The following is a 20,855-nucleotide window of genomic DNA, read 5'->3' as shown; positions in this document are numbered from 1 at the left end:
TGCTTGTGACAAATAAAAAAGTCGGGCTTAACTTTGTGATGTTAGGCCCGACTTTTTTTATGGAGCTCGGTCTTATGGCAGACAGTGTAAGATTACAACAGCTCTTCCGTAGATTCACGGTAAGGTGCCTCCTCATCAAACTCCCCTTCCCATTTGGCGACCACCACTGTGGCGAGGCAATTCCCAATGACGTTCACAGAAGTCCGCGCCATATCCATTAACTCGTCTATTCCCAGGATAGCGGCAATGACAAAGGTCGGCAGACCAAATTGATCTGCAGTAGCAATCAGAATAATCAGCGAAGCGCGTGGTACAGCAGCCACGCCTTTGGACGTGATCATCAGCGTGAATGCGATCATCAGCTGATGACCAAAAGATAAGTGGATTCCCGCTGCCTGAGCAACAAAAATTGCCGCTAAAGACAAATAAAGGGATGTGCCGTCAAGGTTGAAACTGTATCCGGTCGGGATAACAAAAGAAACGATTTTGCGAGGTACACCAAATTTTTCCATCGCGCTCATGGCTTTAGGCAATGCTGCATCTGAGCTCGTCGTAGCAAAAGCTATGGATACCGGCTCCTTAATCGCATTGATAAAGCGCCTGACCGGTACTTTGAGATAAAGTGCGACCGGTAATAGCACCAACGTCAGAAAACAGATTAGCGCAAAATACAGGGTTGCCAGCAACATGAACAAGTTTTTTAAAATATCTACCCCTAGGTGACCGACGGTATAGGCCATTGCTGCCCCGACCCCGATTGGAGCAAAATACATGATGATGTTGGTAAACTTGAACATGGTTTCGGACATACTTTCCGTAAAGTCAACAAGCGGTTTGCGTTTTTTTTCGTCCACCATCGCCAATCCTATTCCAAAAAGTACGGAAAAGACAACGATCTGCAGTACCTGATTGTCGGCCACAGATTTTACGATATTCTCGGGAAAGAGGTCTCTGATAAATGAGGTAAATTTATACACCGGATGAACGTGGTCGGGCAGGGATTTTAGCACATGTTCATCGAGGCTCTCTTTAGGCGCAGGCAATTCTTCATGTGGCATATGGGCCACATCCACCCCCACTCCGGCGCGGGTCAGGTTGATCGCTGCCAGACCAATAAAAATGGCACAGGTCGTCGCGCAGAAAAAGTACAACATAGACTTCCAGGCCATGCGGCCTACCTGTTTAAGATCTGAATGTCCTGCAATTCCGTACACGAGCGTCGCAAAAAGAATGGGACCGACTATGGTCTTTACCAACTTTATAAAACCTTTACTTAATGGTTGCAGTGAAATCGCAAGATTTGGAAAATCCAGCCCCACAAATATCCCCATAATCATGCAGGTCAGGATCCAGGTAGTTAGATTTTTCTTATACAGCGCATTCACCACCAAAACGGCGGCCACTATCCAACGAACAGCCATTAGAAACGTGTGTGAAAAGCCTACAATATCAAATTCATATAATACTGCAATGATACAAGCTAATGTGACTGTGATGAGGGTAATCAACCCTATTTTGGTTTTTAACATCTAAAAGATTTTAATGGTCAAAAGAACAAAAATAAAAAAATCCTGTGCTTTCGCAAATATTATTATTCTAAAGGGCCTAGTTCCGCAACAAAATACCGATTTCGTAAAATGAAATACAACGCAAGCAAGCTCTTCAACAGGACGGACATTGCCTCCGCAACGCGGCGGGCAACAGGAATACAGGCGAGAGAAGTGCCAGTCGCTCCGGCGAAATGAAAATAAAGCAAAAAAAAAGCAGGATAAACTTATCCTGCTCTATATCTTAACGGAATACGCGTTTTTATTCCGCGTGCAACCAAGCCTTTTTCGCCAATAACTCATCGTTCGACTCGCGTACATCCTCGTCATCCACACAACAGTCAACCGGACAAACTGCGGCGCACTGCGGCTCGTCATGGAAGCCCACACACTCTGTACATTTATCTGAAACAATATAATAGACTTCATTTGAGATCGCCTCCTGTGGTTCGTTGGCATCAAGCGTAACACCGTCGCCAAAATCGATAATTCCGTTCAGAGCCGTCCCATCCGAAAATTTCCAAGTTACACCAGCATCGTATATTGCATTATTTGGGCACTCCGGTTCGCAAGCACCGCAGTTAATGCATTCGTCTGTAATTTTAATCGCCATTTATAACCTCACAATTATGATAAATAAACTATTTTTGCATTATCAATATGAAAACAAAGTCTGATTTTACAATAAGGCTAGTTGATTCACGTTGATTAATGTTAACAGCACAAATATAATACAAATTTGTGTATTCATCTTTTAAAAATTTAATATTTTGACAAAGCAACAACGAATAAATGCATTTGTAAAACTCGGCCAGCTACTGCAAAACTACCCCCAGGATCTTGTACAGGTGATTGAACAGGCACAGTATAAAAATCCATGGTATACGGTTGGCTACGTCAAAAAGGCTATACAAGCCATTGCCGCCAACTTAACTAATGAAAAATTACAGCACTGGCTATCCGATTATCCCGATATGCAGTCCGAAAAAACAGTAGGTCTCATTCTGGCCGGAAATATTCCGCTAGTCGGATTTCATGATATTCTCTGCGTATTGATCAGCGGCTTCAAAGCGAAAATAAAAGTTTCCTCAGACGACGCAGGCTTAACGACTTGTGTGCTCGCTTTGCTGGCAGACATTGAGCCAGAGGTACGCGCGCGATTCGAGATCGTGGACAAACTTAAAGATTTTGATCTGGTCATTGCCACCGGCTCTGATAATACCTCAAGGTATTTTGACTATTATTTCGGTTCCAAACCACATATTATTCGCCGCAATAGGAACAGCATCGGAGTGATTACTGGTCAGGAAACACCTGAACAATTACGTGATCTGGGGCACGATATTTTTGATTACTTTGGCCTAGGTTGTCGCTCCGTATCTAAAATTTTCATCCCAAAAGATTATGCTGTATCCCAGCTATTTGAAGGGATAGCTGATTTTAAAACGATCAGCGAACATTTTAAGTACAACAATAATTACGATTATAACAAATCTATTTATCTGATCAACGGCGACAAACACTATGACAATGGATTTTTATTGCTAAAGGAAGACACGCGTACAGCATCGCCCCTCGCCGTGCTATATTACGAGGAATACAACAGCCTATCTGAACTCGAAAACGAATTAAATACGCAGCAACAGGCGATCCAATGTGTGGTCTCGGCAATCCCACTGTCCCTTGAGTCGCCTGTCTTCGGCTTCGGCGAAAGCCAGTGCCCCGCCCTAAGCGACTACGCGGATGGCGTAAATACGCTGGATTTTCTTTTTGAAAATCAGTAAACAGTCTCTTAAAATCGGATTCAAGAAATTGCATTAAAAATACTAACTTTGAAATCATGTATATCATAAAAGTAAAAGGCGTAGCCAAAATCCCTGACTATGTGCAGCTGCGGGACGATGCATTCACCTTGCTGGCATATTTCAGAGTGGACCGGCCAGACAAATCTCTCGATAAAATCGGATTGGGGGAAAAGGCTGAATATATCATGCAGCTGGTCAGAGAAATGCCTTTTGGGCAGATTAAAAAATTAGAATTGGAGCTCTCATGATTGAAAATAAAGTAATTACATTAAAAAACGTCGACATCTTCCAACAGAAGCACCTCGTATTATCCAATGTAAATTTAAGCATTGGCAAAGGTGAATTTATCTACTTAATCGGACAGTCCGGCAGCGGAAAAAGTAGTTTATTGAAAATCATTTACGGCGATCTATATATCGGTAGCGGCGAAGGAATGGTCGCTGGCTTCGACTTAAAAAAACTCCACGAAAATGACGTCCCCTTCCTACGTCGGAAATTAGGAATTGTATTTCAGGACTTCCATTTACTATCGGATAGAACGATAGAAAAAAATCTTGAATTTGCGCTCAAGGCGACCGGATGGAAAGATAAGAAGATGATCGACGGACGGATATTGGATGTGCTGGAAAAAGTCGGACTTCGTTCCAAGTTAAAGAAGATGCCACACGAACTTTCTGGTGGGGAGCAGCAGCGGATCGTTATTGCGCGTGCCTTATTGAACAATCCGGAAATTATTCTGGCCGATGAACCTACAGGTAATCTCGATCCAGCCACTTCCGAGGAGATTGTACTGCTGCTGCGGGACATCGCCAATTCAGGAACAGCCATTCTGATGGCCACACACGATTACACAATAATTCGCAATATGCCATCCCGTATTATCAAGACTGGCGATGGAGTACTACAGGATAATGTCAGCATCTAAACGAAAAACTGACAGGACTTAGCAGTAAGCCCCTGGATTCCGACAAATTGTTAGGCTTTTTAAAGAATATCTGACAAGCTGTCGGAATTTTACTGTTTGGCAAAAAGTTTGACCAACCAGAATATAGTAATTTTTGAATCTATTTAGCATTGAAGATATGAATGAGCAAGATAATTATAATGAGGAGAGTCAAAATCAAGTAGAGAATAACCCTTCTGACCAGCAGGAACAAACAGCTGATTCCCCAGAAGAATTAACGATCGAAGAGAAATTGACTGCAGAATTGGCAGAGGCGAAGGATAAGTACATTCGTCTTTCTGCTGAATTTGACAACTATAGAAAACGTACAAGCAAAGAACGTGTTGAATTGATTCAATCAGCCGGAAAGGATGTAATTGCCAAATTATTACCTACGTTGGATGATTTTGACCGTGCGCTGCAGGCAATGCTGACAGCTAGTGATGTGGAAGCTGTAAAAACGGGAATGGAAATTGTCAACAATAAATTAAGACAGACTTTATCACAACTGGGATTAAAAGAAATGGACGCCGTCGGCCAGGCTTTTGATCCAGAATTACAGGAAGCAATTACAACGATTCCAGCACCTACCGAAGATTTAAAGAATAAAGTAGTAGACGTAATCGAAAAAGGATACTATCTGGGTGACAAAGTCATACGTCATGCCAAAGTAGTTATAGGTCAATAATAATAAGGCAATGTCAAAAAGAGATTATTACGATATACTTGGGGTCTCGCGGTCCGCAGACGAGAAGGAGATCAAATCAGCTTATCGCAAACTGGCGATCAAATATCACCCTGACAAAAATCCCGGTGATCATCAGGCTGAGGAAAAGTTTAAGGAAGCTGCAGAGGCCTACGATATCTTGAGCAATCCACAGAAGCGCCAACGCTATGATCAATTTGGCCACGCTGGAAACTCAGCCAGTGGCGGATTTGGTGGCGGAGGCATGAATATGGAGGATATATTCAGCCAGTTTGGCGATATCTTTGGCGGAGGGCATCCCTTCGAAAGCTTCTTTGGTGGTGGAGGCAGCCAGCGCGGCGGCCGCAGAGTAGCGCGTGGAAGCAACTTACGTATTAAAGTAAAGCTGACACTCGAAGAAATTGCCAAGGGAGTTGAAAAGAAAGTAAAGGTGAACAAACAGGTAGTCTGCCATACCTGTGACGGTACCGGTGCAAAAGACAAATCTTCTGTCCATACCTGTAAAACATGTGGCGGATCAGGATCGGTACGCAGAGTGACCAACACCATATTAGGTCAAATGCAGACGACAAGCACCTGTCCTACCTGTAATGGCGAAGGCGTCGAGATTACCGCTAGATGTACAACCTGTAGAGGTGAGGGATTAGAGCGGGGTGAAGAAACCATTTCCATAAATATTCCTGCTGGCGTGAGTGAAGGTATGCAACTGTCCATGAGCGGTAAGGGGAATGCAGCTCCGCGTGGCGGCATACCGGGAGACCTGATCATCCTTATAGAAGAAGTTCCGCACGAAACCTTAAAACGCGATGGATTAAATGTCATCTATGATTTATACATCAATTTCGTCGATGCAACACTCGGTACCAGTGTCGAAGTACCTACTATTGACGGAAAAGCTAAAATAAAAATTGAACCCGGTACACAAGGAGGTAAAATACTCCGTTTAAAGGGGAAAGGTATTCCCGAAGTCAATTCCTATCATAAAGGTGATGAACTGGTATATGTTAACATCTGGACACCAAAAGCAGTTTCATCCGAAGAAAAGGAATTGTTGAATAAGCTGAAAGAATCGCCGAACTTTAAACCCCAGCCCGGCAAAAGTGAGAAATCATTCTTTGAAAGAATAAAGGAATATTTCGAATAACTTACATAGTAGGATTCGCAAAAGCCATTTATCATTATTTGATAAATGGCTTTTTTTTTATTTATTCACAATAAACTGACAATTTATTACGAAAAGTCAACATTAAAATGACATTGAAAAAATAATGTATACTGCTTGACAAAATACGTAAAAAATAATCAACTGAAACACTTTATTTTACGATTTTCATAAAATATCCAGACAAAATAGTGACAATAAAATAAAGAAATTTATGGATATTTGACTATCAAATTTAAAAAGTCAGAAAGTAATTGCTGACGAATAGAAACAACTATTAAATTAAAAAGACATGAAAAAAGTTTTACTTACATTAACTGCCGTTGCAGGTTTAACAATTGCAGCTAACGCTCAGACTGAAAAAGGAAAAATTATGGTTGGTGGTCAAGTTGGCTTCGAAACTTCAAAAGTCAAAGATACTGATTATAAAAACAACTCATTCTCCATTAACCCAACTGTGGGTTACTTTGTAAGTGACAACTGGGCAGTAGGTACAGGAATTGGCTACAACTGGAGCAAAAACGAATCTGATAAAGAGAATAGCGTTAAGGTAGATGCTTTCCAAGTCGCGCCTTTTGTTAGAAAATATTCTGCCAATGGCCCATTGAGATTCTTTGCTCAATTATCAGTACCTATGTCATGGGGTAAAAACACGGTTGAAAAAGCTAATGTGGAAAGTGAATCAAAATTTGAAAACTACGGTGTGGAGCTAGCTCCTGGTTTAGCATACTTTCCAACTAACAAAATTGGTATCGAATTGAAAGTAAGAGGTTTATATTACAACTATAACAAAAATAAAACGGCTGATATATCCACAAATACATTTGGCTTAGATGCGAACTCATTAGCGCCAACACTAGGTGTACAGTTCCATTTTTAATGGGGCACAAAACGAAAAAAACGGCTATAAGTAACTTATAGCCGTTTTTTTATACGTTTACAGGTACCGCTTCACAATCCGCAGCTTATGCGAATACTTGTTCAGCTCCCGATTATATATGCCTTCATTATCCATGCGGTCCACACGGACTCTGGCCGAAGCATGGATAATAGTATCTGTATCCAGCATGATGCCCACATGTGTAATCCTTCCGGCTTCATTGTCAAAAAATGCAAGATCCCCCACTTTGATCTCAGCAACAAAGTCTACAGTTTGCCCTATTTCTGCCTGCTGATAGGCATCTCTGGGCAGCTGAATACCAAAACAGCTGTAGATCAGCTGCGAAAATCCCGAGCAATCGATTCCCCACTGCGAACGTCCGCCCCAGAGATAAGGAGCGTCCTGATAACTGCGTGCCAAGGCGGCGATACTAGCACTAAAATCTGTTCTTGACAGCGTATTCATTGTGCCTTGATAGTGCCATCGGTTACCTTCTAGATCAAAGCCCCCCTGCTCGTCGAAATATAATTTTGTACCATGACAGAGGTAAAGTTTTCTGCTCCCTTCTGTCAGGATACCTCCCTCTCTTCCCACCATACGTGCATCTCCACCAGTATAACGTGCTAATTCCACATTACTGATTTCAGTAAACTGTCCATTCTGAATCCAGCCTGTATAGCCCGTATCCAGCAGCCGAATGGAGCTCCAGTCGGATTGCTCATCCAAAATTTCGAATAGCTCACCAAACAATACTTGGGAAACCATTTCACTCCGATGGGCCTGTTCAGATCGCAAGGGAACCAAGGCTAGTGTACAAATACCATATTTCATTGGGCAAACAAAAACAAAATTGTCTAAACGCTGATTATATATTAAACAAACGAAGATAAATTAAATATAATAGATATGGAGAATACTAATTTAAAATTTAAAAGAATACTCGTTGCAGTCGATGATGCTCCATGTTCTGAGAAAGCCATTCTATATGCGAAAGAAATGGCTGATGCGTTCCATGCTTCGGTTGCTCTCGTCACGGTAATCCCCCCAACTTCACCCACTAACTTTGGTGCAGATCCCCTTCTCGGCCAGCAGCCGGTCATCGTACCCGAGGTATCTGAAATGGAACAGGAAAATGCACAGAAGTACCTGGAAAAAATAAGCCGGGAATTTAAAGATTCGAATGAAGTATATCTTTTCAACCGGATTGGTTCGATTAAAGAGGAAATTCTCGCTGCTGCACAGGAATGGTCAGCAGATCTTATTATTATGGGGTCCAATGGAAGGACAGGATTCGACCACTTTATATCCGGTTCGGTTTCGGAATCTGTCATCCGTAAAGCCACATGCCCCGTCCTGGTTGTACCCGGCAAATGTGATCAATAATCGGATTCTTGAGAATAACGCAAAAGAGCGCCTTCTACTCGATAAATGAAAGGCGCTCCTGTACAAACAATTTATTACAAAAATCACTTCTTGATCAACCTGGCGACAAACATGCTGTCTGCTCTTGCATGATATCCCTTCAGATAGTCCATACTTTCCAGTTCAAATCCATGATGGTCGATAATGTACTGAGCCACATCTTCGTTTTCTGCTTTAAATACAGAACAGGTGATATAAACCAGTGGCTTGCCCACTTTCACATGTTCAACGACACGGCTTGCAATCGTCTGCTGCAACCTGCTGTACTCGTTTATCTTAGCTAACTTAAACTGCCTTATCATTTCGGGGGTACGCCCCCAGGTACCCGAACCCGAACATGGCGCGTCCAGAACAATGCCGTCGAACTGCTCGTTACCTAAAATCATCTCGGGGTCTTTGGTTAGATCCAGGACTTTCTTCCGGTAATGCTTTATGCCCGCACGGTCAAATCGCTCATCAAGATTCCTCAAAATGCTCATACGCACATCAGATACCAGCAATTCAATGCTTGGACATGCGTCCAATAGCAAAAGGGATTTGCCTCCAGAGGCAGCACACGCATCCCACCAGGACTCTCCCTGCTCTGGTTTCATCCAATCAAGTGTACGCTGCGAAGAAAGGTCCTGAACTTCGACGAGACCATCCAAAGCCGGAAGCCGTTGCAATGAGGTTCCATTGGGCATAGCGATGCACTGTTCCCCCACCTGATCATAGGATATATTATTTTCTTCTAAGATCGCACGTACAAGCTTGTCCTTTCCACGTCTGACACGGATGTATAGGTGTGGCTGTATCAATTGGCTCTCCAAAAAAGCATTCGCCTCTATTTCAGGCGACAGCGCGGCTGTAAAAGGAAACAGATCCTGTCTACTAAGTAGCCCGTCAGCTTCTAGAAAGCTAAGTTTATCACCTAAAGGCAGAGTCATTTTTTCTGCCAGGCTGGGATCCAGCAAGCTCACGAGTGCACTTTCGGATTCACATAAAAACTCAGCTAACACCAAGCGGCGTTGCTGGGACAGCTGTAAAGCAGCGGCTCCCAGACGGAAATAGTTATAACAGAGGCGGGAGGCCCATCTACGGTCCGAAGACCCCATCTGTTTATTCAGTTTAAAAAACGAGGTTAAATAACGTGAAAATGGCTGATCCGATTCAAAATCGTCCATTGCACGCTCAAAATTACGTATCTGTTGATGGATACGCTTTGCATTCAATTCAGCCATTCAGGGTTTATTTTTTCTCAAATTTCTTATTGTGATAGACCATGATGCCTAATGCCCTATTGGCATATCCCCACTTCGGAAAAAATTCAAACCTATAATCACTATTGAGTCCCGAAAATTTTTCCTGTGTCACATGGCTTACATAATCAACGCCGTATTTATGGATCAAGCGGCCAAAATAAACCGCCGCATCGTAGCCCTTATACGAAAATTCCGAAGGATCTACTTTAAAGGCCGATTTATAATTTGATATAAATTTCTTTGTGTCGCTATCTGACTCATCAGCCAAGCTGGAAGAAGTAATGATCAGATTGTAAAAATCCATGTTCTCAAAATTCTCGAAGGAAAGTTTTGAAAAATTCGGATGTCCATACAGCTTAAATTGATTGCCCGGATTTAGAAATTTACTGTCCATCGCATCCAGTAAACCTTTCACCAGATTCTTATTGGAAGTACCAGATACGATATGATTTGTCCCAGTTAAAACCATATTGTTGTTGAGCTCGTTGATACTAAGTACAGTTTTTACCTTTGCCTGAGGATTTACTTTTGTAATTTCATTAGCAAAATTCACCAAAAACTGCTTACTATCGTCATCGCCGGCATCGTAAATCAAGATTTGGTCTCCGGTGTAGAATTGCTCTGCGATGTATTTGGCAAGCGTTTCAGCGTGCGTACGAATCGACGGAGTCATGGATACCAGATTTGGAACACTAAACTCTGAGGCCATGGTCGCCGCCAAAGGTGATACCTGAAGTACATTTTTGTTTGCAAAAGTCTGCGCAAAGCTCTTGATTTCCCTTGGATAAACGGGCCCGACAACAATTACTGCATCTTTCACATCGGCGGCTGTTCCCAAGCTCGCGTTATATGCAACATTATCACGTGAGTCTATGACCTGTAAATCGAAAAGACCACCCTCTTTGGCGATTTTGTCCAGTCCCAGCTGAAAACCTTGGTAAAAATCCAGCGCCAAAGCTGAACGCTCGACATCTTCCGTCGTCACTCTGTTGGCAATACTATTTAATTCGAAGGGCAGCAATAGGGCAATTTTATTGTTCTTGACCATATGGCCATTTACATTTTGCACATCACCGGCTTTGATTGCAGGCTTTTCTTTTTCTATAGCTGGTTTGGTTACAGCGGTATGCTGTTCGCCCTGACTGGAAGGCGAACGCAATACCGTACTTTTTTTGGTTGTGCAGCTTGCAAGGCATAATGCTGCAAGTGCCGTAACCCATATTTTATTCCCACTCAATCGTAGCGGGCGGTTTTGAACTGATATCATATACAACTCTGTTTATTCCTTTCACATGGTTGATAATTTCATTTGAAATTTTGGCTAACAGGTCATACGGCAGATGTATCCAATCGGCGGTCATTCCATCCAAGGAACCGACGGCGCGCAAGCTGACAACGTGCTCGTAAGTACGTTCATCGCCCATCACACCTACTGAGCGTACCGGTAAAAAGATGGTACCCGCTTGCCAGACTTTATCATACCAGCCCGATTCCTTTAAGTTACTGATAAAAATGGCATCCGCTTCCTGGACGATTCTCACTTTGTCCGGAGTAATATCGCCCAGAATACGGATTGCTAGCCCAGGTCCAGGAAAGGGATGTCGTCCCAAGATCGCTTGATCCACTTCCAGTGCCTTACCGACTCTCCTCACTTCATCCTTAAACAAAGTTTTAAGAGGTTCCACTACCTGAAGTTTCATAAAGTCGGGCAAACCACCCACGTTATGATGCGATTTGATTGTCGCTGACGGTCCTTTTACGGAAACAGACTCAATAATATCAGGATAGATCGTGCCTTGTCCAAGCCATTTTGCTTCAACACCTTCTGGAAGCTCTTTCTGAATTTCTTTTGCAGCCTCGTCAAAAACGTCGATAAAGGAATTGCCAATGATCTTACGCTTCTCCTCGGGTTCAGAAACTCCTGACAATCTACCATAGAATAGATCCTTCGCATTGATCCCTTTTATATTCAACCCCATATTTTTGTACGAATCAAGTACCTGCTCATATTCATCCTTCCGGAGCAGACCGTGGTCCACGAAAATACAGTGTAGATTTTGTCCAATAGCCTGATGCAACAGTACCGCCGCCACCGTAGAATCAACGCCTCCTGACAGGGCCATAATAACATGATCATCCCCCAGTTGCTCCTTTAAAGAAGCCACAGTGGTCTCGACAAAGGCGTCCGGAGTCCAATCCTGCGAGCAGCCGCAGATTCCTACCACAAAGTTTTTCAGTAAGATTGCACCATCGGTGCTATGGGTAACTTCGGGATGAAACTGAATACCGTAAGTACGTGTACCTCTTACCTGATAAGCTGCGACACGCACCTTATCGGTACTGGCTATGATCTCAAAATCCGCAGGCACTTCTTTGATGGTATCTCCGTGAGACATCCACACCTGCGACTGTACCGGTACCCCTGCCAATAATTCATTTTCACTATTGACAAATTGCAGATTCGCGCGACCATATTCACGGATTTCGGATGGCAACACCTCACCGCCCGACTTTTGAGCAATGTACTGCGCTCCATAACAAACACCCAAAAGCGGAAAACGTTCTTGAATGCTGACAAAATCAATCTGCGGAGCGTCCTCCTGCCGTACCGAATAAGGGCTTCCGGAGAATATAACGCCTTTTACAGATTCGTCAAAATCTGGCAATTTATTAAACGGGTGTATTTCACAATACACATTTAGCTCTCTGACACGTCTCGCTATTAATTGCGTGTACTGAGACCCGAAGTCTAGAATGATAATTTTTTCTGGCATGCTGCAAAGGTAAGTATTACGAACGAATTATTAAATGTCATTTCAGGAAATAATGCCCGCTTTCAATAGTTCCTTTTCCATTTCCTTTTGTAATGACAGCGCCTCCGCACGCGCACGCTCCGCAAAATCGCGTCCTTGGGAAGCATATATAATCGCCCGAGTACTATTGACCAATAAACCACAGTCTTTGTTCATACCGTAACGGCAGACATCTTCGAGCGATCCCCCCTGGGCTCCTACACCCGGTACCAGTAGAAAATGATCTGGAGCATGTTCTCTGATTTTAAGGAACGCCTCACCCCTGGTCGCCCCGACAACATACATCAAATTATCAGGCGTTCCCCAAGTATTTACTTTATCGATTACCTGTTCAAAAAGCTGTAAACCCGCATTATTTTCAAAATTCTGGAAATCCAAGCTTCCAGCATTGGATGTCAATGCCAGCACAATAGCCCATTTGTCTCCAAATTCCAAAAATGGTGTGACCGAGTCCTTCCCCATATAAGGTGCGATCGTAATACTGTCAAAGCCCAGCCCCGATGCCTGCTCATCAAAGAATGCCTTAGCATAACGACCCGAGGTATTTCCGATGTCGCCACGCTTGGCATCGGCAATACTAAAACAATCTTTTGGCAATGCCGCCCAGGTCTTCTGCAAAGACTCCCATCCTTTTACCCCATAACACTCATAAAAAGCAATATTGGGCTTATAGGCGACACACAAATCTGCAGTAGCCTCAATAATAGCTTTATTAAAACTGTAAATGGGATCCTCGTCATCCAACAAATGTTGGGGGATTTTTGTAAGATCGGTGTCTAGGCCGACACATAAGAATGAACGCTTCTCTTTGATCTGGCGAATAAGTTCTGCTCTGGTCATGCGAATATTATGAATCGTATATATGAATCGTAAGAATTATTTTATTTATCGATTAACTCCTGGATAAATGCCGTCACCTCAGGCGCGGAATAGTCTGCCATTCCTTCATGCCTCGTCACTAAATTGCCGGATTTATCTAGAATGACGGTGCTTGGAATTGATCCAGAAAGCCACTCTTGTGGAATTTCACTGTTGGGATAGCTGACCGGAAGTGTTAATTTCTGTTTTTTCATAAAAGCAGAGGCTTTTTCTTTCTCACCTTCAATTTCCACTACCAGAAACTCCACTTGGGGATTATCCTTAAATTTGTCATAAAGCACGTTGATGGAAGGCATTTCCGCTCTGCACGGCCCGCACCAGGTCGCCCAAAAATTAATAAAAACGACCTTACCTCTAAGCTCTGTCACACGAACGGTCTCGCCCGAATGGCGGATAAATGTAACATGGTCCGCCGGATCCGCGGTTCCTGTACCGCCCCTGTCTGTTTTTGGTGGAACTTCTAGTTTGGGTCTGAACAGACCTATGTTCATCAGCTGCTGCTGAAAATACGTTCGGCTTGTCGGCCAGAGCAATAGAGCAATAAGCGCTACAAATATGAAGTTTCCTACCAGCTTCTTTATCTTTGGATTCATAAAATGAAAAGATTACAACGCTTAAGCATCAAATTTATCCAACAATTTCAACAACGTAGCGAAATCTTTCGGATAAGGTGCGTCGAAAACCATTTGAACACCATTGAGTTCAAACTCAATGTGTTTCGCATGCAAGGCAAAACGTTTCATGATAGGTTGTTCTTCCTCATCTTTTGACAGGGTAAACCCTCGTTTCTTGATCTGAGAAAGGTAAACCGGTTTGCCACGATACATGCTATCTCCTACAATTGCGGCGTGTTGTGTCGCCAGGTGAATACGAATCTGGTGCATGCGGCCCGTAATCGGCTTACACTCCACAAGTGTATAGTTTTTATAATATTTAAGCGAGTTAAAAACCGTCTCTGCGGGTTTTCCATTGGCACGGTCAATAGATACATTCTTATTGCCCTGATTTAAAATAGGAAGGTCGACTAGCAGATCCTGAAAAGTATGCGTGCCACCAATGATAGCATGATAAATCTTATGCACTTTTCTTTTTTCAAAGGCAATCGACACAGAACGATATGTCTCCGGATTTTTTGCAATCAGCAAGATGCCGGACGTCTCCTTATCCAGACGGTGACAGATCTGCGCATCTGCATGGTATTTCTTCGCCAGACGGAGGATATTGACTTCCCCACCCTCCCTTTCGTCCAGGGAAGCGACAAAAGGTGGTTTATTTATAACGATCAAATTTTCATCCTCGTGGATTATTAATTCTGAAAATTTGGGAAATTTAAATAGACGGGTCTCATTTTGTATCATTCTACAAAAATACAAAACGCTTAGCAGAATATTGGTCTATGTATGATAAAAAGCTTACTTTTGACCTTACAATATAAGTTAAGATGTCTATAAACAAAGAAATAAAAAGAGTAAGCACAGCGATGCTGCAAGCGATGAAAGCGCGCAAAGAGAAGATATCCATGCTGACAAGCTATGATTACTCCATGGCCAAAATCGTCGACAGTGCTGGTATCGATGTCATTTTGATCGGGGATTCTGCCGCCAATGTATTCGCGGGCTACGAGACCACGCTACCGATCACGCTTGACAACATGATCTATCACGCCGCCGCTGTTGCCCGGGGTACCGAACGGGCCATGGTATTGGCCGACCTACCTTTCGGCACCTACCAAGGATCGCCAAACGACGCCTTTAATGCTGCTGTCCGCATGATGAAAGAATCTGGAGCACATGCCCTGAAATTGGAAGGCGGAGTAGAAATTATCGAAAATATCAAAAAGATTATCGCCGGCGGAATCCCGGTCTGCGGCCACCTGGGCTTGACTCCACAATCGATTAATAAATTCGGAAACTTTGGCGTACGTGCAAAAGAGGAACAGGAAGCAGCTAAACTTGTCGCGGACGCATTGGCACTGCAGGAGGCTGGATGCTTCGCCATCGTACTGGAAAAAATACCCGCAGCATTGGCAAAAATCGTAACCGAAAAATTGTTCATCCCAACCATCGGCATAGGCGCAGGTGCGGACTGTGATGGTCAGGTACTCGTTATCAATGATATGCTAGGTATGAATGCGGACTTTAAACCCAAATTTATGCGTCATTTTGCCAACCTGCATGAACAGATTACTGCCGCTGTGAGCAACTACATCGCCGAAGTAAAATCCATACAGTACCCCAATGCAGACGAACAGTATTAAGCTCAGCAACTGATGAAATTGTTAATTATAGGACTGCTACTGCTGATAGCCTACCTGATGATCCGGAAGAAATTTAATATCAGCGGATCATCAGATAATCACTCCAGACAGCTGCAACTCGGATTTCAGCTTATCGATGCCCCATCGACGATTATACAATCGACGTTGAAAAAGACAATCTCCGCTAGCCTGACAGGGATTCTTTTGATACTAGTTACCGTATTACTGTTTGTCAAAATTAAAATACTGCTATTTTTGTTGTTGCCGGCTTTCTTTTTAGTCGGTTACGTATTTCTGTTCAACAACCATTTTAGCAAGTTAAAAAGCCAGCAGATCTGGCATAATCCGACGACGAATGATGTTTTCGTCGAACAGATTAAAGGAGAAAACTATACCTTTAATATCTTTCAGGATATACAGGCCATACAAAAGATCGAATCCATACAGACAACCAAAGGTTTACTTTATGGGTATTATCGGATTAAGGTGAAAAGCCATATCCTGGAAATCCCTTACCTTGTAGCGGAAAATAAACCGGCCAATACGCTATTTTTTGAAACCCTCGAACAAAACTTCAGAATTGAAACCCAAAAGAGGATCTTCCCCATCATTTAACGTGCAGAAATTGTAAATACCAAAAGAATGTGCTATATTTAGGTTTATCAAAAAGATTGTTTAAACCAAAATATTTTACACTATGGGAAAAGGTGATATCAAAACCAGAAGAGGAAAAATATCAAACGGTTCTTTTGGAAAACGAAGGCCACATTTATCTAAGTCATCGCTTAAACCAAAGGTTAGCAATGAAGCCTCTGAGGTGACTGAGCAAAAAACGAAAGCAAAAAAATAGTAGACATAAGCTAGACCATGTTCTAGCTTTTTTTATATATGCTGAACTGTCCTCTTCTAAGGCGAGGATCTAACGGTTTTTCACCGCCCCCCTATCACTACACCGATTTGTAAAATCCTTTTGACAACCGGTTTCATCTACAGAATAAACCTATCTTTATCCGTCAAATCAAAAACCACAATAAGGACTACACCGCATGAACAAAAAAACAAGCATTTATATACTTTTAGCTTGCGCCGCCATTGGGGGAGGATATTTTATTCTACACTCCAAAAAAGATAAAAAAGATAGTGTCAAACCATCGGCGAAAAAGGATATGCCCATACCTGCACAGGCTATCATAGCCAAGTCTTCAGTAGCGGACCGTTCCATCAATTTGTCTGGCAGTCTGGATGCTGAAGAAAAAGTGGAAGTCAGAAGTGAGGTAAGTGGCCGAATTACAAAAATCTACTTTTCAGAAGGCCAACGGGTCCAGCAGGGGCAACCGTTGATCAAAATCGACGATATCGAGCTGCAGGCGCAGCTCAAACAAGCGCAGACGACTAATCAGCTGAATGCCGAAAACGAGCGTCGTGCAAAGCTTCTGCTTCAAAAAGGCGCCATAAGTCAGGAAGAATTTGATATGGCCAGTGCTGCTCTAAAGACATCACTGGCACAGATACAACTGATCCAGGCACAAATATCAAAAACTGCTGTTCGCGCTCCCTTCAGTGGTGTGATTGGTCTGCGAAATATCTCTGTCGGTGCTATCGTCTCCCCAAGCACCCTTATCGCTAATCTGGTAAAAGACAATTCAGTCAAGATCACCTTTGCCATCCCAGAGAAATATAGCAATGTAATCAAGTTGAATTCGGCAATTGAATTTACCGTTGCCAATGACCCAACAGTAATGAAAGCAAATGTTTATGCCATAGAACCTGAAGTGTCACTTGACACAAGAACACTCAGCGTTCGCGCAAGGGCATCTAACGATCAGGGAAGACTGAGAGCCGGCTCATTTGTCAATGTAATCGTCCCCATAGAAACAGAAAATGACGCGATTGCCATACCAACAGAAGCGATCGTGCCTATACAGGACGGCAAAAAGGTGTTTATAGTCCAAAATGGTCTGGCAAAAGAGGCGAAAGTAGAAACCGGCGCCCGTACAGATAAAGAAATTGTCATTCTGTCGGGCATAAGTGCTGGAGATACGGTACTGACCACGGGAGTCCTTGCGCTGAAAGATGGTGCAAAGGTTAAGGTATCACTAGTTAACTAATTGTACATGAATTTGTCTGCTATTTTCATTAAACGCCCTGTTTTAACCATTGTCGTCAATATAACGATCATTTTATTTGGCTATATTGGTTTCAGTTTTCTCGGGGTCCGCGAATATCCTTCCATAGACCCGGCGATCGTGTCGGTACGCACCAACTATGCCGGCGCCAATCCGGATATTATTGAATCGCAAATTACCGAACCCCTGGAAAAAGCCATCAATTCCATTGACGGCATAAGGAATATATCTTCTTCCAGCAATCAGGGATCCAGTAATATTACCATCGAATTTGATTTAAAGAAAAACCTGGAAGAGGCCGCCAATGACGTACGGGATAAAGTTTCTCAGGCGGTAAGAAGTTTACCGCAGGACATTGACGCCCCTCCCGTCGTCTCAAAAGCGGATGCCGACTCCGATCCCATCATTATCTTAACGTTACAGAGTGAAAGCAGGGATAAGCTTTCTTTGAGCGACTACGCAGAAAATGTAATTTCCGAACGGTTACAAACGATACCCGGCGTCAGTAGCACACAAATTTATGGACAGAAACGCTATGCCATGCGGCTTTGGCTAGACCCTGACCGGATGGCGGCCTATGGCATTACAGCTTCGGATATACGGACTGCCTTGAACAACCAGAACATTGAATTACCATCTGGCAAGATCGTTGGAAAGACAACCGAACTAACGGTAAAAACAGTGGGTAATCTGTCCACGCCCGAGCAATTCAACAATATTGTTCTGAAGGCCGATAGTACGCGTTTGGTCAGACTTATCGATATTGGAAGAGCGGAAATCGACGCTGAGAACCTGGAAACAAAGATGGTCAGCAATGGCAAACAGCTGGTCGGAGTGGCCATAATCCCGCAACCGGGGACTAACTATCTCGACATCGCCAACAATTTTTATGAGATGCTGGATCAGATGAAAGAGGATATCCCGCAGGATATCATGATCAATATCGCATCTGACAATACCAAATTCATCAAAAAATCTGTAGTCGAAGTGGCCGAAACACTTGTCATTTCCATTGTGCTGGTAACGCTGATCATCTACTTCTTCTTCCGCGACTGGGGAATCGCATTACGTCCATTACTGGATATTCCCGTTTCACTCATCGCGACCTTTTTCATCATGTACGTATTCGGCTTTTCGATTAATGTTCTGACTTTACTCGCGATCGTATTGGCCACAGGACTGGTGGTCGATGATGGAATTGTGGTGACGGAAAATATTTTCAAGAAAGTGGAAGAAGGCATGTCCCCGATTGAGGCGGCACTCAAAGGCTCCAAGGAGATTTTCTTTGCTGTCATCTCGATCTCCATTACGTTGGCCGCGGTGTTCTTGCCTGTCATATTTTTAGAGGGCTTTGTGGGACGCCTGTTTCGAGAATTCGGCGTGGTCATCGCTTCTGCGGTGCTGGTATCGGCCTTTGTATCGCTCACGCTCACACCGATGCTCAACGCCTATCTGATCAAAGGTGGCGGCCATAAAAAAACGAAATTCTATGAATGGACTGAACCGATGTTTGAGAAAATGAACACAGGTTACGCCGGCGCATTGAGTACATTTATGAAATTCAAATGGATCAGCTTTCCGATCTTGCTGGTCTGTTTTGCCATCATTGGTATAATCTTCTCAACCATAAAGAAAGAAACAGCCCCCTACGACGACCGGAGCAGCATTCTAGTCAGTGTCACTGGCCCCGAGGGTGCCACCTACGAATATATGGACCGCTATATGCAGGAGCTGGATAAGCTTGTCTACGATTCCATTCCTGAAAATAAAATCAGCCTCAACATTACATCCCCGGGGTTTGGTGCAAGTTCGGTCAATTCAGGGCGCATACGCATGACACTCGTAGATCCCGATGAACGTACAAAATCTCAGGACGATGTCGCAAAAGAACTGACCAACTGGACGAAAAAATATGACGGTGTCCGTGTCAATGTTTCTCAGACGCCAACCATATCGATGAACCGGCGCGGCGGGCTACCTATTCAGTATATTATCCAGGCGCAGAACTTTGAAAAACTTCAGGAAAAAATACCTGAATTTATGAATGAGGTCAACAACGATCCCACTTTTTCAACAACGGATATCAATCTAAAATTCAACAAGCCTGAACTCCACGTAGAGATAGACCGCCTGAAAGCACTCAGTCTGGGTGTATCTGTACTAGATGTCTCCCAGTCACTTCAGCTGCTATTGAGCGGACAGCGTTTTGCTTATTTTATGCGCGACGGCAAACAATATCAGGTCATTGGACAGGTGGAAAACGACAGGCGAGCCACTCCCACCGATCTGACATCGATTTATGTACGGAACAATATGGGACAGCTCATCCAGCTGGACAACCTGGTCAACGTGCGGGAGGAAAGCAGTCCGCCGCAGTTATATCACAATAATCGTTATATGTCTGCTACAGTCTCTGCAGGCCTGGCTCCCGGCATGAGTATGAGTGACGGGATTGCTGCAATGGATCGTATAAAAGAGAAAGTCCTCGACCATAGCTTCACAACAGATCTTAGCGGCGAATCCCGCGATTTCGTGGAAAGTAGCTCCAATACGCTTTTTGCCTTTGGACTGGCACTCCTACTGATATATCTGATCTTAGCGGCTCAGTTTGAAAGCTTTCTAGATCCATTTATTATCATTCTTACCGTGCCTATGGCTGTGGCCGGCGCATTGATCAGTCTCTGGTTATTTGATCAGACCTGGAATATATTTAGCCAGATCGGAACGATCATGCTGATCGGACTGGTAACCAAAAATGGTATCCTGATCGTCGAGTTCGCCAACCAGATGCGGGAAGAAGGCATGGAGAAATTCGAGGCCATCATGCATGCTGCTGAATCCCGCCTTAGACCCATCTTGATGACCAGTTTAGCGATCGCCCTCGGTGCTCTCCCTATTGCCATGTCCTTGGGAGCAGCGTCTACCAGCCGCATTGGGATGGGTGTTGTCATCGTGGGCGGTACAATATTCTCCCTTATATTGACTTTGTTTATTATACCTGCTATTTATTACATGTGGTCCAGACAAAAAAAGCATAGGCCCGAATTTGATCAAATTACTAGTTACGAATAGAG

General features: G+C 43.5%; 21 protein-coding genes. 12 read left to right on the top strand and 9 right to left on the bottom strand.

The genetic code is table 11. The annotated features are described in order from the left end of the window. Nucleotides 1-92: 92 nt before the first annotated feature. Both K7A41_RS10810 and K7A41_RS10805 read right to left on the bottom strand, forming a co-directional pair. The gene (locus K7A41_RS10810) at nucleotides 93-1,529 is read right to left on the bottom strand and encodes a dicarboxylate/amino acid:cation symporter (protein WP_028068248.1); all 1,437 of its coding nucleotides are present in this window, start codon (nucleotides 1,527-1,529) and stop codon (nucleotides 93-95) included. 280 nt (nucleotides 1,530-1,809) lie between these two features. Then, nucleotides 1,810-2,160: a 4Fe-4S dicluster domain-containing protein gene (locus tag K7A41_RS10805; protein ID WP_028068249.1), complete on the bottom strand. Its 351-nt coding sequence runs from the start codon at nucleotides 2,158-2,160 to the stop codon at nucleotides 1,810-1,812. Nucleotides 2,161-2,317: 157 nt separating this feature from the next. On the opposite strand from K7A41_RS10805, the gene K7A41_RS10800 reads away from it, so the two are divergent. The 6 genes from K7A41_RS10800 to K7A41_RS10775 all read left to right on the top strand — a co-directional run bounded on the left by K7A41_RS10800 (nucleotide 2,318) and on the right by K7A41_RS10775 (nucleotide 7,043). Further along, nucleotides 2,318-3,331, top strand: coding sequence for an acyl-CoA reductase (locus K7A41_RS10800; RefSeq protein WP_028068250.1), 1,014 nt, complete (start codon nucleotides 2,318-2,320; stop codon nucleotides 3,329-3,331). A gap of 56 nt (nucleotides 3,332-3,387) precedes the next feature. Further along, a complete protein-coding gene (locus K7A41_RS10795) occupies nucleotides 3,388-3,600 on the top strand; it encodes a hypothetical protein (protein ID WP_028068251.1) in 213 nt (70 codons plus the stop codon). After that, nucleotides 3,597-4,277: a cell division ATP-binding protein FtsE gene (locus tag K7A41_RS10790; RefSeq protein WP_028068252.1), complete on the top strand. Its 681-nt coding sequence runs from the start codon at nucleotides 3,597-3,599 to the stop codon at nucleotides 4,275-4,277. Before K7A41_RS10795 ends, K7A41_RS10790 begins: the two co-directional genes overlap by 4 nt. 157 nt (nucleotides 4,278-4,434) lie before the next feature. Continuing rightward, nucleotides 4,435-4,983, top strand: a complete 549-nt coding sequence (locus K7A41_RS10785; protein WP_028068253.1) for a nucleotide exchange factor GrpE — start codon at nucleotides 4,435-4,437, stop codon at nucleotides 4,981-4,983. A gap of 10 nt (nucleotides 4,984-4,993) precedes the next feature. Further along, on the top strand, nucleotides 4,994-6,145 hold the full coding sequence (gene dnaJ / locus K7A41_RS10780) for a molecular chaperone DnaJ (protein ID WP_028068254.1): 1,152 nt from the start codon (nucleotides 4,994-4,996) through the stop codon (nucleotides 6,143-6,145). Nucleotides 6,146-6,455: 310 nt separating this feature from the next. Next, entirely contained in the window at nucleotides 6,456-7,043 is a 588-nt protein-coding gene (locus K7A41_RS10775) for an outer membrane beta-barrel protein (protein ID WP_028068255.1), read from the top strand. Between the two features lie 57 nt (nucleotides 7,044-7,100). Here K7A41_RS10775 and K7A41_RS10770 read toward each other — a convergent pair whose 3' ends face one another. Then, nucleotides 7,101-7,874, bottom strand: coding sequence for a C40 family peptidase (locus K7A41_RS10770; RefSeq protein WP_028068256.1), 774 nt, complete (start codon nucleotides 7,872-7,874; stop codon nucleotides 7,101-7,103). Between the two features lie 75 nt (nucleotides 7,875-7,949). Here K7A41_RS10770 and K7A41_RS10765 point away from each other — a divergent pair, with 75 nt between their 5' ends. Beyond that, complete coding sequence (locus tag K7A41_RS10765) at nucleotides 7,950-8,426, top strand: universal stress protein (RefSeq protein ID WP_028068257.1); 477 nt, start codon at nucleotides 7,950-7,952, stop codon at nucleotides 8,424-8,426. Between the two features lie 83 nt (nucleotides 8,427-8,509). Here K7A41_RS10765 and K7A41_RS10760 read toward each other — a convergent pair whose 3' ends face one another. The 6 genes from K7A41_RS10760 to K7A41_RS10735 are packed head-to-tail and all read right to left on the bottom strand — an operon-like array spanning nucleotide 8,510 to nucleotide 14,756. Beyond that, on the bottom strand, nucleotides 8,510-9,685 hold the full coding sequence (locus K7A41_RS10760) for an RsmB/NOP family class I SAM-dependent RNA methyltransferase (protein ID WP_037532065.1): 1,176 nt from the start codon (nucleotides 9,683-9,685) through the stop codon (nucleotides 8,510-8,512). A 7-nt stretch (nucleotides 9,686-9,692) separates the two neighbouring features. After that, nucleotides 9,693-10,973: an ABC transporter substrate-binding protein gene (locus K7A41_RS10755; RefSeq protein ID WP_265713703.1), complete on the bottom strand. Its 1,281-nt coding sequence runs from the start codon at nucleotides 10,971-10,973 to the stop codon at nucleotides 9,693-9,695. After that, nucleotides 10,930-12,480, bottom strand: coding sequence for a glutamine-hydrolyzing GMP synthase (guaA, locus tag K7A41_RS10750; RefSeq protein ID WP_028068260.1), 1,551 nt, complete (start codon nucleotides 12,478-12,480; stop codon nucleotides 10,930-10,932). The genes K7A41_RS10755 and guaA overlap by 44 nt, the downstream gene beginning before the upstream one ends. A gap of 42 nt (nucleotides 12,481-12,522) precedes the next feature. After that, entirely contained in the window at nucleotides 12,523-13,359 is an 837-nt protein-coding gene (gene pyrF / locus K7A41_RS10745) for an orotidine-5'-phosphate decarboxylase (RefSeq protein WP_028068261.1), read from the bottom strand. Nucleotides 13,360-13,400: 41 nt separating this feature from the next. After that, on the bottom strand, nucleotides 13,401-13,991 hold the full coding sequence (locus K7A41_RS10740; protein ID WP_265713701.1) for a TlpA family protein disulfide reductase: 591 nt from the start codon (nucleotides 13,989-13,991) through the stop codon (nucleotides 13,401-13,403). A gap of 21 nt (nucleotides 13,992-14,012) precedes the next feature. Further along, nucleotides 14,013-14,756 carry an RluA family pseudouridine synthase gene (locus K7A41_RS10735; protein WP_028068263.1) on the bottom strand — a complete coding sequence of 248 codons (744 nt, stop codon included), beginning with the start codon at nucleotides 14,754-14,756 and terminating at the stop codon, nucleotides 14,013-14,015. 83 nt (nucleotides 14,757-14,839) lie between these two features. Here K7A41_RS10735 and panB point away from each other — a divergent pair, with 83 nt between their 5' ends. The 5 genes from panB (at nucleotide 14,840) to K7A41_RS10710 (ending at nucleotide 20,853) form a co-directional block, all read left to right on the top strand. Then, complete coding sequence (gene panB, locus K7A41_RS10730) at nucleotides 14,840-15,655, top strand: 3-methyl-2-oxobutanoate hydroxymethyltransferase (protein WP_028068264.1); 816 nt, start codon at nucleotides 14,840-14,842, stop codon at nucleotides 15,653-15,655. Between the two features lie 12 nt (nucleotides 15,656-15,667). Next, nucleotides 15,668-16,270 carry a hypothetical protein gene (locus K7A41_RS10725; protein ID WP_028068265.1) on the top strand — a complete coding sequence of 201 codons (603 nt, stop codon included), beginning with the start codon at nucleotides 15,668-15,670 and terminating at the stop codon, nucleotides 16,268-16,270. An 82-nt stretch (nucleotides 16,271-16,352) separates the two neighbouring features. After that, the gene (locus K7A41_RS10720; RefSeq protein WP_081817763.1) at nucleotides 16,353-16,505 is read left to right on the top strand and encodes a 30S ribosomal protein THX; all 153 of its coding nucleotides are present in this window, start codon (nucleotides 16,353-16,355) and stop codon (nucleotides 16,503-16,505) included. A gap of 196 nt (nucleotides 16,506-16,701) precedes the next feature. Beyond that, the gene (locus K7A41_RS10715) at nucleotides 16,702-17,763 is read left to right on the top strand and encodes an efflux RND transporter periplasmic adaptor subunit (RefSeq protein WP_028068266.1); all 1,062 of its coding nucleotides are present in this window, start codon (nucleotides 16,702-16,704) and stop codon (nucleotides 17,761-17,763) included. Nucleotides 17,764-17,769: 6 nt separating this feature from the next. After that, nucleotides 17,770-20,853 carry an efflux RND transporter permease subunit gene (locus K7A41_RS10710; protein ID WP_028068267.1) on the top strand — a complete coding sequence of 1,028 codons (3,084 nt, stop codon included), beginning with the start codon at nucleotides 17,770-17,772 and terminating at the stop codon, nucleotides 20,851-20,853. Nucleotides 20,854-20,855 lie beyond the last annotated feature (2 nt).

Origin of the sequence: Sphingobacterium sp. InxBP1 (assembly GCF_026191775.1) — a bacterium.
GTDB lineage: Bacteria > Bacteroidota > Bacteroidia > Sphingobacteriales > Sphingobacteriaceae > Sphingobacterium > Sphingobacterium thalpophilum.
This window is presented reverse-complemented; position numbering and strand designations above follow the sequence as displayed.